The 15,551-nt window shown below is 48.9% G+C and carries 20 protein-coding genes; 18 read left to right on the plus strand and 2 right to left on the minus strand.

Annotated elements, in window-relative coordinates; genetic code table 11:
* Nucleotides 1-4: 4 nt before the first annotated feature.
* The 7 genes from DW036_RS13465 to DW036_RS13490 all read left to right on the plus strand — a co-directional run bounded on the left by DW036_RS13465 (nt 5) and on the right by DW036_RS13490 (nt 6,136).
* Nucleotides 5-877, plus strand: coding sequence for a glycosyltransferase family 2 protein (locus DW036_RS13465; RefSeq protein ID WP_118464817.1), 873 nt, complete (start codon nt 5-7; stop codon nt 875-877).
* A gap of 815 nt (nt 878-1,692) precedes the next feature.
* The gene (locus tag DW036_RS13470; RefSeq protein WP_233560427.1) at nt 1,693-2,544 is read left to right on the plus strand and encodes a hypothetical protein; all 852 of its coding nucleotides are present in this window, start codon (nt 1,693-1,695) and stop codon (nt 2,542-2,544) included.
* Nucleotides 2,545-2,698: 154 nt separating this feature from the next.
* Nucleotides 2,699-4,513: a DnaB-like helicase C-terminal domain-containing protein gene (locus DW036_RS13475; RefSeq protein ID WP_118464819.1), complete on the plus strand. Its 1,815-nt coding sequence runs from the start codon at nt 2,699-2,701 to the stop codon at nt 4,511-4,513.
* A 54-nt stretch (nt 4,514-4,567) separates the two neighbouring features.
* Entirely contained in the window at nt 4,568-4,813 is a 246-nt protein-coding gene (locus DW036_RS13480) for a DUF4248 domain-containing protein (RefSeq protein WP_118464820.1), read from the plus strand.
* A gap of 161 nt (nt 4,814-4,974) precedes the next feature.
* Entirely contained in the window at nt 4,975-5,481 is a 507-nt protein-coding gene (locus DW036_RS13485) for a DNA-binding protein (RefSeq protein ID WP_118464821.1), read from the plus strand.
* Between the two features lie 110 nt (nt 5,482-5,591).
* Entirely contained in the window at nt 5,592-5,687 is a 96-nt protein-coding gene (locus DW036_RS25550; RefSeq protein WP_158585964.1) for a smalltalk protein, read from the plus strand.
* Between the two features lie 5 nt (nt 5,688-5,692).
* A complete protein-coding gene (locus DW036_RS13490) occupies nt 5,693-6,136 on the plus strand; it encodes an N-acetylmuramoyl-L-alanine amidase (protein ID WP_118464822.1) in 444 nt (147 codons plus the stop codon).
* Between the two features lie 613 nt (nt 6,137-6,749).
* Here the strand turns inward: DW036_RS13490 and DW036_RS13495 are convergent.
* The gene (locus DW036_RS13495; protein WP_118464823.1) at nt 6,750-7,244 is read right to left on the minus strand and encodes a hypothetical protein; all 495 of its coding nucleotides are present in this window, start codon (nt 7,242-7,244) and stop codon (nt 6,750-6,752) included.
* Nucleotides 7,245-7,497: 253 nt separating this feature from the next.
* Between DW036_RS13495 and DW036_RS13505 the strand changes: the two genes are divergently transcribed.
* From DW036_RS13505 to DW036_RS13535, 7 genes are all read left to right on the plus strand, one after another.
* Nucleotides 7,498-7,761, plus strand: a complete 264-nt coding sequence (locus DW036_RS13505) for a hypothetical protein (protein ID WP_118464825.1) — start codon at nt 7,498-7,500, stop codon at nt 7,759-7,761.
* Nucleotide 7,762: 1 nt separating this feature from the next.
* Nucleotides 7,763-7,969 (plus strand): hypothetical protein, encoded by a 207-nt coding sequence (locus DW036_RS13510; protein ID WP_118464826.1) that lies wholly within the window; start codon nt 7,763-7,765, stop codon nt 7,967-7,969.
* 18 nt (nt 7,970-7,987) lie between these two features.
* Nucleotides 7,988-10,087: a DDE-type integrase/transposase/recombinase gene (locus DW036_RS13515; protein ID WP_118464827.1), complete on the plus strand. Its 2,100-nt coding sequence runs from the start codon at nt 7,988-7,990 to the stop codon at nt 10,085-10,087.
* 78 nt (nt 10,088-10,165) lie between these two features.
* Entirely contained in the window at nt 10,166-11,059 is an 894-nt protein-coding gene (locus DW036_RS13520) for an ATP-binding protein (RefSeq protein ID WP_118464828.1), read from the plus strand.
* On the plus strand, nt 11,056-11,715 hold the full coding sequence (locus tag DW036_RS13525) for a hypothetical protein (RefSeq protein ID WP_118464829.1): 660 nt from the start codon (nt 11,056-11,058) through the stop codon (nt 11,713-11,715). Before DW036_RS13520 ends, DW036_RS13525 begins: the two co-directional genes overlap by 4 nt.
* Before the next feature lie 23 nt (nt 11,716-11,738).
* Nucleotides 11,739-12,035, plus strand: a complete 297-nt coding sequence (locus tag DW036_RS13530; RefSeq protein WP_118464830.1) for a hypothetical protein — start codon at nt 11,739-11,741, stop codon at nt 12,033-12,035.
* Nucleotides 12,036-12,182: 147 nt separating this feature from the next.
* The gene (locus tag DW036_RS13535) at nt 12,183-12,419 is read left to right on the plus strand and encodes a hypothetical protein (RefSeq protein ID WP_118464831.1); all 237 of its coding nucleotides are present in this window, start codon (nt 12,183-12,185) and stop codon (nt 12,417-12,419) included.
* Here DW036_RS13535 and DW036_RS13540 read toward each other — a convergent pair.
* Nucleotides 12,406-12,852, minus strand: a complete 447-nt coding sequence (locus DW036_RS13540) for a hypothetical protein (protein WP_233560428.1) — start codon at nt 12,850-12,852, stop codon at nt 12,406-12,408. The two genes, DW036_RS13535 and DW036_RS13540, sit on opposite strands and share 14 nt — an antisense overlap.
* Nucleotides 12,853-13,127: 275 nt before the next feature.
* Between DW036_RS13540 and DW036_RS13545 the strand changes: the two genes are divergently transcribed.
* The 4 genes from DW036_RS13545 to DW036_RS13565 all read left to right on the plus strand — a co-directional run bounded on the left by DW036_RS13545 (nt 13,128) and on the right by DW036_RS13565 (nt 15,302).
* Nucleotides 13,128-13,523, plus strand: a complete 396-nt coding sequence (locus tag DW036_RS13545) for a structural protein P5 (RefSeq protein WP_118464833.1) — start codon at nt 13,128-13,130, stop codon at nt 13,521-13,523.
* A gap of 17 nt (nt 13,524-13,540) precedes the next feature.
* Entirely contained in the window at nt 13,541-14,023 is a 483-nt protein-coding gene (locus tag DW036_RS13550; protein WP_118464904.1) for a hypothetical protein, read from the plus strand.
* A gap of 293 nt (nt 14,024-14,316) precedes the next feature.
* On the plus strand, nt 14,317-14,817 hold the full coding sequence (locus tag DW036_RS13560; protein ID WP_118421841.1) for a hypothetical protein: 501 nt from the start codon (nt 14,317-14,319) through the stop codon (nt 14,815-14,817).
* A complete protein-coding gene (locus DW036_RS13565; protein ID WP_118464834.1) occupies nt 14,817-15,302 on the plus strand; it encodes a hypothetical protein in 486 nt (161 codons plus the stop codon). The genes DW036_RS13560 and DW036_RS13565 overlap by 1 nt, the downstream gene beginning before the upstream one ends.
* Nucleotides 15,303-15,551 lie beyond the last annotated feature (249 nt).

Raw genomic sequence — 15,551 nt, forward strand, 5'->3', positions numbered from 1 at the left:
AGTTATGGTCTCCATCATCACCGTCAATTACAACGGCCTTGCCGATACCTGCGAAATGATAGATTCATTCCGCAAGTATGAAACCTATCCCTATGAAATCATAGTGGTAGATAATGGTTCGCGCGCTCCCGAAGGCGAAGAAATCAAAAAGCGATATCCGGAAATAAAGGTTGTACAAAATACCAACACCGGATTTGCCGGAGGCAACAACGCAGGCCTGAAGGTAGCCCAAGGAGAATACCTCTTCTTTCTCAATAACGACACACTGATACAAGAACCCATACTGGAAGCACTGGTGAGACGGCTGGAAGCCGATAAAATGAACGGTGGTGTCTCCCCCATGCTGAAATTCAGCTATGCACCCGATACGTTGCAATATGCAGGCTTCACCCCCCTCAGTCCCACCACACTGCGAAATGCAGCCATAGGGTTCAACGAAAAAGACCAACCCTGCTATCGGATGGCACGCGAAACAGCCTCACTGCATGGTGCCGCCATGATGGTATCGCGTCAAGTTCTGCAGCAAGTAGGTCCCATGACGGAAATTTACTTCCTCTTTTATGAAGAACTCGACTGGTCGGCCCGCATGCATCGCGCCGGATACAAACTGTGGTATGAGCCGGCCGCCATAGTCTACCACAAAGAAAGTATGACAGCCCGGAAAGGGAGCCCATTAAGAGAGTTTTACTTATCGCGCGCGCGTATCCTCTATGCACGCCGAAACGTACAGGGAACTGGAAAAATCCTGTCATGCCTCTATCTCTCCCTCATCGCCGCTCCCAAGAAAGCTGTAATGTATCTGCTTCATGGCAAATGCCGGTTAACAAGATCTGTTCTCCACGGTACACTCCGAGGACTTATCACTTCAAAATTGTAGCTTACTAAAAAACATCTGAAATTCAAGATATTCTAACCGGAAAACACTATCTTTGCACTTTTTTATATCGTTTTATTATGAATAAAAATGTACTTTAACTCTCTGCATAGAAGGCAGAGAAGAACTTCGCTTTGAATGCGAAGCAAAACACAAGAAGAATCCGTTACTGGACCAGTTGGAAATTATCTCAGAAGTTATTCCTTATCTGTTGGCAGACAAAGACAAGAAGCATCTCTCTGACAGTGAAAAACGAATGTTAGGACACATTCGCAGAAGCACAAGAGAAATTGGTGAACACAAGACGAGTAATAACCAGTAAAGTTGTGTAACACAAAAGATTATGATACACAACCACATAAACCTACCGGCAAGAAGAGCTCCTCCATTTATTTTATTTGAAAAAAAATGCGCAAAAACAGTTCTGTAGGGATTATACTCCATAATGAATTTTAAAAAGCCCCGACAACTACAACAGAGCCTGTTAGTCATTCATTAACCCTACATTTGTACGTTTTTATACATCAATAATAATATGTAATTTCGCACCATATTTAAGAACGATACAACTGCCGAACAGCTTTCCCCCACACTATGAAGCCCTTCTATCCTTCCTGAATAAAAACTAAAAATTAACCAACTCATTAAACATGAAAAAATTTGCATGGTTTAAACACCCAAACGACCTGTCGAACGACAAAAGGTTATCCGCACTCATTGACCATGAAGGCGGAAGAGGATACGGAACGTATTTGTATATCATCGAAACCCTTCACATCCAACCAGATGGAAAACTCTCTTTCCAGCAACTGAACACCATGAAGAGAAAGGGATTCGGAAAAGCATACATGGAAAAAATCATCCGGAACTACAAGCTTTTCGTTATAAAAGGAAAGGAGTTCGAGTCAACCATCAACTACAACTCACCTGCCAAAAACAGCTCGGAAACTGCACCGGAATTGCCAGACAATTCGCAAGAAACTAATAGAGAACTACCAAACAACATGGAAACTCTTGATAAAAACGAAGAGGTTCAAAACAACGATAACAACCAGTATATCAGCAATGAATACAGAAAACTAACCCTCGCGCACGTAAGAGAAGATAAGAGTAGAAAAGAGAAGAGCAGAGAAGATGAGAATAGAAAAAACGACTTCGTCGTCAAAAAGAACGACGACGACGGAGAAGTACAAGTTGCGCAAAATACCATGCCGCCTTTCCGTCCTTGGCGGGAGTTGATAGCCAACCTTGCACAAGACAGCGAATGGAAGGACAGAGTCTGCATGACAAGCAACTTCAGTTCTTTGTTGAACAGGCGATTCAAAGAGGCTCTGGAAATATTTGAAGAACATGTGCTCCTCCACGGGAAAGAAAAAAACATAGACAGCCGGGAAGAAGCCCGCAACTACTTCAACAACTATACCAAAGAGCCGCGCACCTCGCAAACCCTGTATGCAGCTCTGCTTGCCATCGACGCCCGGCAGCAGTCCGCCGCCCCACCCGACCCTCATCGCTACGAACAGCTCGTCAACGGCCGACGCACCTATCTGGGCTGCCCCATTCCCGATGATGCCCCGCCCCGACCGGATGCAACTGCTTTCTGGAACGAAGCAACGCATTCGTGGAGCTCACAAAACGCTACACCTAAGCACCCCAAACGCCACACCTGAGCAGGGTAAATACCACACTTCAACGCCCGCAATGCCACACTTCACGGTCGTCCAAGTGTGGCATCGGCACCCGCGAGATGTGGCATCGCGGGCGTTAAGCTGTGGCATTAGAAAACATTCATCAAAAATAAACTTAAAAACAATTCGACTGAAAATGAGAAACTTTCACCAGTACGGAATCGACACCAAAGGCCGCAACAGCGGCAAAATCAAAACCATCTGCCCCCAGTGCAACGACACCCGCGGACACAAAGGAGACAAATCGCTCTCCGTCAACCTGAGCGAAGGAGTATGCTACTGCCATCACTGTGGCTACAAACTCTACGTGCCCGACGATGCCGAAGAACGCCAACGTCAACAACGCCAGGAACAACGCCGGAAAGCCAGCCAACTGCCCTCGCACTTCCGTCGCCCCACATTTGACCCCGCAAAAGCAAAGTTGAGTGAAAAGCTGGAAAAATACTGGACGCAAAAACGCTGTCTTGCCCAGCATCTGCTCGCCGAACTGCGCATCACTGAAGAATGCATCAAACTACCGGGTAGCAATGAAATAGAGAATTGCCTCTGCTTCAATTACTTCGAGAACGGTGTACTCATCAACACCAAATACCGCAGCGCACTGAAACACTTCAAAATGGTGACCGGCGCCGAACTCATTCCCTACAATATCGACGCCATTGCCGACACTCCGGAGTGCATCATCACCGAAGGTGAATTTGATGCCTGCGCCTTCATGACTGCCGGACGGAAAGACGTCATCTCCGTACCTGCCGGTGCGCAGAGCAACCTCACATGGATGGACAGGTTTGTGGAGACGCACTTCGAACCAAAGAAGGTAATTTACATCGCTGCCGACGAGGACGGAGCCGGACAATCGCTACGTCATGAACTCGTTCGCCGCCTGGGAGCGGAACGTTGCCGTCTGGTACACTTCGGCCCCGGATGCAAGGACGCCAATGAACATTTAGTTCTTTATGGCGCTCAAAGTCTCCTCATCACTCTGGCACAAGCCGAAGAGATCCCGCTGGAAGGCGTATTCACCGCCGAGGATTACCGGGAAGACCTGCGTACGCTCTTCGAAAACGGACTGTGCCGCGGTGCCGATACGGGTTGGGAAAACTTTGATGCGAACTGCACTTTCGAGACCGGGCGGAACGTAGTGGTATCGGGAATGCCGGGACACGGGAAATCCGAATTTGTCGACGAACTTGTCTTGCGTCTCTGCCTGCGCCATGAGTGGAAGATAGCCTACTTCAGCCCCGAAAACTCGCCGGTCAATTATCATCATGCCAAGTTGATTGAAAAGTTGACAGGACTGCAATTCGGCACCAGTCCGGGCATGACGGAAGAGTTATACAACCACGCTGTGAACTGGCTGGCAGCCAACGTGACGCACATCTTGCCGGGCACCGAGGCCTGTACCATCGACCATATCCTGGAGAAAGCCCGCCAACTGGTGTACCGCCGCGGAGTGCGCATCCTCGTCATCGACCCGCTGAACCGCCTGGACCAGCAATTGGAACCGGGACAGACAGAACTGATGTACATCACTTCGCTGCTGGGCAAGCTGGGGCGTTTCGCCGCACAACATAAATGCCTGGTCATTCTCGTGGCGCACCCGCGCAAGATGAACCGCAACACCGCCACCGGAGAACTGCGCCGGGTGGAGATGAACGACATCAACGGTTCGGCCAACTTCGGAAATATGTCCGACTACTGTCTCTGCGTGAGTCGCGACGATGCCAAGCAACTCGTCACCGTCTACATTGACAAAGTCCGTTTCAAGCACTTGGGTAGCGGTTATACGCATGCGAAGTTTGTCTACAACCGCATCAACGGACGCTACTGGCCTTGCGAGGAAGATATTGTGCATGGACCGGACGGCGACAAGCCGGGACCGATAAACACCAAATTCGATAACGAAAATTGGTTAAAAAACAACCCCGATCAAGGTTGTTTATTCGATTAAAAATCAGTATATTTGTACATATTTTAAAACAGTAAATAACCTAAACTTTAACGCATGAAAGAAGAAGATGATTCAAACCTTGACGCCCACTTCCCGATACGTACTTACGGAAAAGGCGAACTGGCTATGTGCTACATTCGCGGGGTGTGCCAGCATACCGCTGTCAAACAATTCAACGAGTGGATACGCACAGCTCCGGGACTGGAACAACGTTTGCTGGCCACGGGTATGAAGCGCGGTAGCAGGCATTATACGCCTGCACAAGTACAACTCATCGTCAATGTTTTCGGGGAACCTTAGGGTTCCCCGTTTTTTTCCACACTCTATGGTCCTTTATCGTCCCTTATTCTCCCGTAACGTCCTGTAGCGTCCCTTAACGTCCCTCCTCCCTTGCCTCATGCTGTATCTTTGTTGCATCAACGTTGAAAAATTAATTATTAACGATTAAAACATTACTCAACATGTCAAACGCTTTAGTAGTGCGCACACAGCGCCACAAAAAAATCGGAGATGCAGATTCTCCAATGGTGTTTACCTTGAAGCGCAAATCGAAAGATGCAAAAATCTTCGACCTTGAACGCATCGCACAGGACATTGAAGCCCTGGGCGGAATGTCGGCTGAAGACGTGGTACACGTCGGTAAAGCCATCGTGCGCCAGATGCGCCAAGTGATGACCGACGGTAACAGTGTCCGCCTGGACGGTTTCGGGATTTTCCACACCACCTTTAAATGTCGCGCCACCGAAGTGGCGAAGGACTGTACGGTGAAGAATATTGAACGTGTAAATATTCGCTTCAAGGTGGCCAACACCTTGCGTCTGGTGAACGACAGCAATGCCAGTACCAGAGGGGGTGCGAATAATATCACCTTCGAATTAGTGTCCGAAGACGGCAGCTCGTCCGGTGGAAATTCCGGTGGCGGAAATTCCGGAGGTGATGGCGGAATTGAAGGTGATCCGCTGGGATAAGATCCAAAGCCTCCGGCCTTGGAAATTAAAAATTAAAGAATTAAAAATTAAAGGCTGCGCAGCCTGCTTATCATTTATCACTAATCGCTAATCACTAAAAAAACTCTCTTATGAAAAAAACGACTTGGGACAAGATTTTGAAAGTAATTATCGCAGTGGCTTCGGCTATAATAGGTGCTTTTAGTGCCAATGCGATGAATATGTGATCTGTATGAGAAGGATTGATTTAATCGTCATCCATTGTAGTGCCACCCGTGAGGACCATCCCTTTACCGAGCACGACTTGGACACCGCCCACCGCCTCCGTGGCTTTGATGGCATTGGCTATCATTTCTACGTTCGCCGTAACGGTGACATCAAGTCCACACGCGCGGTCGAGAGGGTTGGCGCCCACGCGCGTGGGTACAATGCTCACTCGATTGGCATCTGCTACGAGGGTGGATTGGACAGTCACGGACTGGCAAAGGACACCCGGACGGAATGGCAACGACATTCGTTGCGGGTACTGATGCGGGCATTGATGATGGACTATCCGGAGGCACGGGTGGTGGGACATCGGGATTTGAGTCCGGATGTAAATGGAAACGGGGAGGTGGAACCGATGGAGTGGACGAAGGAGTGTCCGTGCTTTGAAGTGGAGAAAGAGGGGTGGTAAACCCCTCTTTCTCCATTATTCTTCTATCCTATGTGCCATATAAAAGAAATAAAACATTCTGTATATAAACTCAAGAGAGAGAAAAGCACAAATATCAGCTAATAATCAACAAGTTAAACAGGACAGTCTCTTACGAATGAAATCAAATCGAATGGTTGCACCAGACTACATTGTTATCGCTAAATACAGAAATAAGCAAAAGAAGGATAAGGATGCAAAATGCCATAAGTGTTAAATGAGGAGTTGAGGATACCGTTGGGGATACTTAGTTGGGAAGACAATTATGTCTCGATCAATTACCAAGATGAAGGTTGGGGATACTTTTTTACCATTAAAAGCAGAGTCTTCTTGAAGTGATATTTCTTTCGACACAGTATCTTTAAACGCTTTAAATGGACTTTTGCAGGGGGATAATACAGCACAACAAGAGAAAGAATAAGACTATAAAATTAATATAATTGACTGATTTTGAGCCACAATATACGTTTTAGATGGTATTATTGTGATGAAAATGTGTGCGCCACAAGGTATGCAGATTAATTATCACATGAATCCACAATCTGTTCAAAAAGACAATAGCAGAAGCGGCAGAGTCGGAGTCGGCTGCAAAGTGTTACTTTATAGTAGCAGGTATCACAGTCTCCGACGAGGCTAAAACCGAATGACGCTCCTTATACTTTTCCGGTTGTGACTCATATTGCAATAGCTCGGATTCAAAATGTCGGAGACGTTCTTTCAAACCACCAAGCTCTTCTATAAGGGATTTGTTCTCATCGTCCTTCTCTTTATACATCCTATATAAAAAAGAAGCACTTTCAGGTGCGGATAAGAAGTCTGTCTGAAGAGAACCTGATGCATCTCCTGTCTCTTCACTATCACGAAACATACAGCCACGGCCAGTGAGGAGCCAATCCGAATCAATAGGGAATGTTAATACAGTGTTTTGGATAGCCGTCAATCCAACATTACTCCTTCCTTTTGAAATTTCCGTAATCAAAGAAGCGCTGACTGATATTTTTGATGCAAAATCTTTATTATCAGACACATATTTTTTATCAATTAGGAATTCCAATACCTTCAGAAAACGCACAGAGAGCTCATTTAGCATATAAAAATACAGTTTACTGTAAAAATAATTATCATTCCCCTTTGTTTGGTACAGAATACTGTATACCTTTGCATCAGGTTAAACGTTTACAACGCACAAAGAAACAAAAAAAGGCGCATAAAAACAATAACCCAAGAGTGGAATATGAAAAAGAAAAAGGGCGGTTGATGCAAAATACTTGCCATGGGAGAAAAAGAAATGACCTCATAGCAAGAAAGAATGATGACGAACAAACAATTAAACCATTGATAGTATGAAGAAAATAGAATGGGAAAATCCGAAAAAAAAAGGTGAAGCTTATACTCACCTTATGAAGGTGTTTAAAGTGAGCAGACCTACCGTCAGCCTGGCGATGAGTTTCAAACGGAATAGTTTGGAAGCGGCACGCATGAGACATGTGGCACTGACACAACTTGGCGCGAAGCTGCTGAGTGATGAGGGAAAGACCCCACAAATAGTCAGGATACTAAATGCGAAAGGAGAAACCGTAAAGGCGGTGGTAACGAAAGAATTGTGATATGGACAGGAAACTGACAGGTAAAGAGCGGGTATTTCTCGCAGATCTGGCTGCATTGTTACAGCAATATGACTGCCTGATGCATATAGAGAATAATGAAATCTGCTTCGATATGGAAGAAGAAACGGACGATGAACGAAAGGCGATACACTTGCCGGGAGTGTACGCTTGGTTCGATATTGAATATTTCATGAATAAGAACTCTTGAAAAATAAAATTTCTGACTATGGAAATGTTTGGAAAAATACCGTGTGTGACGTTTGACGAGCTTGTAGGAAGCGGAATAATGAGTCGGGCGAATTACAAAAAACATGTTCGTGACGGGAAGTTCCGCGTACTCAGAAGAGGAGGAAACGGTCGGAAGGCGCAAATTGCCTACGAAAGTCTGCCGGAAGCCATCCGTGCCGCTTATGACGCAAGAAATCCACGGGCCAAAGAACAGTTCATACAACCACAGCTCTCCATGAACGAGCGCTTGAACAGTGACAGCAAAGCTGTGGAATTCTTTAAAAGGTACACGCCGAAAATCACACTGGAACGGCAGGCGGAATATACACTGAATGCTAAAGTATTGAATGCCATGAAGGCCAAAGAAGCGGATATGACCTGTCGGCACAGTACTTGCGGATTTAGGAACAAGAAACTGGTGCGCAACACTCTCCTCGCCCTTTGCGAGCACCTGCGGCAGCGATACGGGCACACACTGCCTCGAAGTACACCGCGTCTGTTGGAAAAATTCGATGCATACAAACAGTATGGCTATCAGGTACTTGTGAATGGAAATTCGGGTAACCAGTCCGCCCGCAAAGTAGGCATGCGCGAAGGACGTCTGTTACTGAAACTGAAACGTAGCAAGTTTCCGGTATACACCGATATGCAGATATTTGAAGAGTACAACCGGCAGGCGAAAATAAGAGGGCTGAACCGGATTGAATCTCCGCAAACTGTGAACAATTACCTCTACAAGACCAATATTAAGCTGTGGTGGTATGCTGCAGTCCACGGCGAAGTGGCCTTTAAGAATGAGTTCATGCCGCAGTTCGACACCAAATTACCGGAAATGCCGAACACGCTATGGTACGGCGATGGTACAAAGCTCAACCTCTATTATAAGGCATATGACAAAAAGCAGAAGCGCATGGTGGCACGCACCACCGACGTATATGAAGTAATGGATGCCTGCACGGAAGTTTTTCTGGGCTACGCTTTCGGGACTGAGAATTTCCTCACCCAATACGACGCCTACCGCATGGCACTGGAAACCTGGAAAGTGAAACCGCACGAAATTGTGACCGATAACCAAGGTGGGCACAAGAAACCTGAAGCACAGGCTTTCTTCAGTAAAATATGCCATCTGCACAAGACGACCATGCCCCACAACGGCCAGTCCAAGAGCATAGAGAGCGCCTTCGGACGTTTCCAGCAACAGGTGCTCCACAAGCTGTATAACTTCACCGGGCAGAACATCACCGCCGTGAAACCGAACAGCCACATCAACCTCGACCTCGTGATGGCCAACATTTCCCAATTACCCACACTGGAAGAAATGAAAGAACAGTATATCCGTTGCCGCCGGGAGTGGAACGACATGGAACACCCTACTTCGGAAACCGGGATGACCCGCATGGAGATGTACACTACCTTCAACAGTCCGAATGCCGAACTGCTGGACGCCTATGAGGTGCAGGAACTCTTCAAACTCGTCAGCCGAGATAGCGTGAAATACAGCAAACAAGGCTTCATCTTCGAACAGAACCGCCAGCAATACCGCTACATGGTGTATACCGAAAGCGGGCTGGTGAACATGAACTTCCACATCCAAAATGTGGGCAACAGTTTCCATTATCGCTACGACCCACAGGATATGACGATTATAGAACTTTGGCAGAGCACTCCCTCCGGACTGGTTTATGCCGCCACCGCCACGCCGAAAATAGTCATCCATCGCGCCACAGCCGACCGCACACCGGAGGAAAACACGCTCCTATTCGCCCAGATACGCGAAAATGAACGTGCCCGCGCCGCCCACCACATTGCTTGCGAAGAACTGATGCTGGAAGAGTGCATAAGCGAGGCCTATGTTCGACTAAGGGTACCACGTCCCATAGGCATCTCTCAGAAAGGCATGGAAAACTACCGCGAAGAGTACGCTGACGAGAGATTAATTCCACCGGTAGAATTCCCTGAAGGGATGGGGCCCGGAACATACAAAGAGGAAGAAGCTGAAACAGAGAGGATTGAAGGAATCGCTTCCATAGGCGAATATACCAAGGCAACGTCTCAACTGACGAAAGCGGACTTCTACCAAAGTTTTTTTAATAATTAACGTGAATTCGGTAATAGTAGAATTATCTTTTTCTTACAATTACCCCCATTCAGTAATCATTTATATATTATATAAGCCATGAAAGAACTTACCAAACAGGATAAGGACTCTATCCGCGACGCCCTAATAGAGTATTGCAGTAACTACCCCTCGCAGAATCGTGCCGGCGAGAGTCTGAACGGAGTGAGTACCGCCACAGTATCACAAATCTGCAATTCGAAGTACACCAGCATCAGCGATGACATGTTCAGCCGGATAGCCGCACAGATAGGCCATAACCTTGAGCGTTGGACACTGACCGAGAGCAGCACCTTTTCGCGCATAACTTTTGCTATGACCGATGCACAAGCTTATAAAAATACCACCTGGATAGTGGGCGATGCCGGTTGCGGTAAAACCACGGCCGCAATCGAGTACCGCCGTGCACACCGCAACGTCTTCTACCTCCTTTGCAGCGAGGACATGAAGAAAAGCGATTTCGTGCGGGAGATAGCCCGCCAAGTGGGTGCCCCCACCGATGGGACTAATCTGAGAGACACGCTGGACTACGCTATCTCCCTCATCACCTTCCTCAACACCCCGCTCATCATCTTCGACGAGGGCGACAAACTGACTGACTCCGTTTTCAGCTACTTCATCAGCATTTATAACCGGCTGGAGAACAAAAGCGGCATTGTCTTCCTCTCCACCAATTACATCAAACGACGCATAGAGAACGGTCTGCGCTACAACAAGAAGGGATATAAGGAAATACACAGCCGCATCGGCCGCAAGTTCTTCGACATAAATGTGGTCACCGAACAAGATGTCTACGCCATCTGCCGGGCAAATGGTCTGACGGATATGACCGAAATAAAGCGGGTGCAGCGCGAAGCTGCACAAGGCGAATACGACCTTCGACGGGTAAAGCGTGTGGTGCATGCCTGCAAGCGCATCCTCGAAGCCAAACGGATGGAAGAGGGACGGACATGAGCAAAGAAGAGAACAGCAAGAAAACCTTTGTACGCAACGCCAAAGGTGTGCGCGAGGTACTGAATATGAAATTCAACACACTTGCCTTCGAAGGTGCATGGCATGATGCCTTCGGCACTCCCGAACGCCGGGGTGTATGGCTCGTATGGGGCAATACCGGAAATGGAAAGACTTCTTTCGTGATGCAGCTCTGCAAGGAATTGTGCCGCTTCGGTCGCGTAGCCTACGACAGCCTGGAAGAAGGTGCCTGCCTGACGATGCAGAACACCCTGAAACGCTATAACATGCAGGACGTCAACCGCCGCTTCCTGTTGTTGGATGCCGAACCGCTGGACGAACTCAGTCTGCGCCTGAAACGCCAGAAGGCTCCCGACTTCGTAGTGATAGACAGTTTTCAATATACACAGATGACGTATGCCCAATACATCAAGTTCCGCGAACAACACCGTAATAAATTACTCATCTTCATCAGTCACGCCAGCGGTCGAAACCCGGACGGGCGCAGTGCCAGGAAGGTGGCATTCGATGCCTCATTGAAGATTTATGTGGAAGGATACCGCGCACATTCCAAGGGGCGTTTCATCGGTCCAAAGGGTCACTTTGATATCTGGCCTGAAGAGGCAGCCAAGTATTATGGAGAAGACTTGAACGATTAACTATATAGAAAAGGAGGTTTATCATGGGATTTGTGAAACGTTATGGCAATAATGCCGATTATCGCCGTCGACTGGAGGTAAAGTTACAAAAGAGCAGTGAGCACATCGAAGAGTTGGCCGAATGGCTGTATGTGCACACGTCGGATATTGAAAGCACGGAATATGAAAGGCGATATGCCGAGTATAATTCGGAACTCCGCCGTCACGACATCTTCTCCGATGAACTGCAATGCTACGACAACCCCGCCCAAGCCTGGCGGGACAATCCGGAACGATGGCAAGGTCTGAATTGGGATTGCAGGAACAAAATCAGGTATTAGCTACCCGGTAAAAAAACAATCCGGTAGTAGTGTCTCCATCCACTACTACCGGATAATTTCCTGCCCCTCCTTCTTGCAAGCGTACATCATTTCCGGTACCTTTGCAATAGAGAGCTAACTGACAAAATTAACATCAACTTTCAGATTATGAAAAAGAGACGTAACATCATCGGAATGAGCTATGCGCATAGAGTGACGGAAGTGCTGCGTATATACGAAGAACACGCACGTAGCGGATTGTCGAACCGCGAAATCCTGCGCCGCTACATCTGGCCTGTGTATCCCATCTGCGAAAAGACATTCTACAACATCATCAATGCCAGTGCCGACCCGCGCATCAAGGCCCGGCAAAGCGAACTGGATGCTCAACTCACGCTGTTCTGACTTCTCTCTCGATGACCATAACAGCATATTGCTGTTCGTACACTTTGACATTACCCGGTTCCACCGTCTGCACACTCTTGGTACGCACCGCCGCCGACCGGCAACCTTCAAAGCCCCATCCTTGTACCGCGTCGTTCAGGCGTTTCACCAACTGATAACGCTGCGTCGCACGCTCCACAGCCGTGCTTTCGTCGACAGGCGGCTGTACTCCGCAGTCGAAAGCCAAACGTACGCTCAACGTAGGTTCACCACGCTGCGTGTCGGCCTTAAGATTCCCCCAAACCGTTTCGGGAATACCCACTAATACACACGGAAAAGCAACCGGATAGACCGGCTCCCCATTCTTCAGGGCATCAAGCTGCCCGTAATCTTCGTCCACCACCTCTACGAGGTTTCCCATCTTCTCGGCAATCTGCCGCAGTAAGTCACTCATTAATTGTTCCATATCAGGAGATTTTTAATTGAAAAATAAGTATTTCACTTTTGACATCTGCGAAGTACGGCAATACCCGCCTGAAACGGAAAAAACAGTGTACCCCTTACCCACAACACTGCAACCGTTACGCAATGTTTGGAAAGCGTTACACACTATTTTGCACCCCTCCACCCTACATCGTATGTTTGCAGCAACAAAATCGCAACCGATATGATACAGAAAAGGATTCATCATAACTCCCCCATCGGGGAAGCAGGGAAAGGAGGCCGGTCATGACCCGTGGACTAAGGAACAACAACCCCGGCAACATCCGCCTCTCCGCCACTCCGTGGCAAGGTGAGATACGCCCCTCACAGGACAGCTCATTCTGCCAATTCACCAGTATGGCCCACGGCTACCGTGCCCTCCTCAAACTGCTACGCAACTACGGCCACCTGCACGGTTGCCGCACGGTGGCCGACTTCATCAGCCGCTGGGCCCCCCCGCACGAAAACAACACATCGGCCTACATCAGCCGAGTGTGTTCCACCATGCACGTGCCCGCCACCTACCAGCCCGACACGGACGATCACGACACTCTGTGCGCCCTGGCCGCCGCCATCTCGCTGGTAGAGAACGGCACCCCCGCCCTTATGGCGGACGTAGAGGCCGGATGGGCATTATTATAAGAGAAAAGACGGAAAATATGAATGCACTGGAATATACGAAACTTGCCTGCGGGTTGCTCACCGCCATCATAGGCGTAGGAGGCTTCAAGGTGTACACCGACAAGCAACGCTACCTGCAGGAAGTGGAGAAACTCAAAGCCGACGTCCGGGCTGCCGATTCAAACGTGCGCAGCAACGAACTGGATAATGTGAAGAAAGCCATGCAGATAGTCATGGACGAAATAGTGGAACCATTAAAAGAAGAGATCAATGCCATCAGAGAAGAACTTGGCAAACTGCGACGGGCAGTGGAGAAAGCAGGCGATTGCCGCCTGGCTACTGATTGCCCTGTGCGCATCGAGTTGCAAGGCACCACTGAAAGTGGAGCAGAGCTACCTCGGCGACACACTGCACCGGGTGGACGGATACGCGCTAATACAGCAGCCCGTGCCGCCAAGCATCGCCACCACAACATTTCCGGCCGGGACGTTGAAGGCGATACCAGTGGGGACAGGGTTTAGCTTCCGCAGCGGGCAGGCCACGGTCAGCGTGAAGCGCCTCACGGGCGACTCCATACAGGCCACAGCCACCTGCGACAGCCTCGCACGCCAGGTCATCCTCCTGAGCCGGGAACTCTCCCGCGTCAGCCGGCAGACTGCAACCACGGTCAGCCAAGTGCCGCCACAGGTGATTCGCCAGCCCTCAGCATGGCAATGGTTTTGGATAAGGACAGGGCAGATAGCCGTTGCCGCCCTCCTCCTTATATTGATTAAACGGCGACTTTTTTAATTATCTTAAATTAATAAACAAAATTATGGCAGTAAAAGAAAACAACGGCCTCATCTACGGTGTAGGTAAAGTCATGTTCAATGGTAAAGAAATCGGCTGGGTCAGCCAAGATGGTTTGCAACCCAAAGGCGAAGCAAAACAGACAACTCCTGTTTACGCAGCACAAGTGCACGACGGTCCGGTGGACGAATTGGTGAGCACTCCGAGCACCATCGCTTTCGGCTTCAAGCTGATTCAGTTGATTCCCGAAATGTGTAAAGACTTGTTTGGCGGCACGATCAGCAGCGTAGACGGTGCTTACGAAGCACCCGAAGGATTCAAAGACCTGGAAGGCGCCTTCAAGGTAGAGTGCGTCAGTGGCCACACTATCGAAATTCCACGTGCCCGCCTCAGCGGTGAACTGGCGGACTCCATCAACATGAGTGGCGTATTGAGCTACGACTGTACGGTGAAGTGCCTCAAGCCGACTGAAGCCGGAAAAGCCCGCTACCGCATCGTGCCTCCTCAAACCGAAGCAGAAGGATAATGATGGAAAGCCGACTGAAAGAACAACTGAAAGCGTCGGCGCTGATACTTGACATGGGTGTGGCAATTCCTGTCCGCCCATTCAAGTACCTCACCCGCAAGCGCAGGCCCATGCACGTGGTGATGCGTACCCCCGGACTGGGCGGATTGATGCGCATAGCCAACCTCTATCTCTCGATGGGCGTCACCTACGCAGAAATAAAAGACTATGACTGCGAGCAAAACATGCGTCTCATGCAGCAGCATGGCGTCATCATCAGTCGCATAGTGGCCTACGCACTCGTTCGTGGCAGGCTCGCGGGCCGATGTCTCAACCGCCTCGTGGCCTGGTGGCTTCGCTGGCGCGTGCATCCCCTGTTCCTACAAGAGGCCATGTTCCAGTTACTTACCATGCTCAACCCACAGTCTTTTCAGACTATTATCAACTCGGTGGAACTCATCAATCCGATGAAGCCGAGTTTGAGCCCATCAGAAAGCGGGAGTTAAAAGGCTACACAGAAGGCCCTCATAGCCCGTTCGGTTTAGTATGGCAGGTGGCCACGGCAACCGGTTGGAGCCTGCGCTACATCTTGTGGCAAGTGCCCTACCCCTTGCTATTACTCATGGCTCAGGATGCCCCACGCTACATTTCGCCCGAGGAACAACAACGGCGCAATATGATGAAAATGATTAAAAACCAGAAGAAGGTCCCCGAAGCAACAGATCCGGTGGCATTTTTCCAAACCCATATCTCAA

Origin of the sequence: Bacteroides sp. AF39-11AC (genome assembly GCF_003474285.1) — a bacterium.
Classification (GTDB): domain Bacteria; phylum Bacteroidota; class Bacteroidia; order Bacteroidales; family Bacteroidaceae; genus Bacteroides.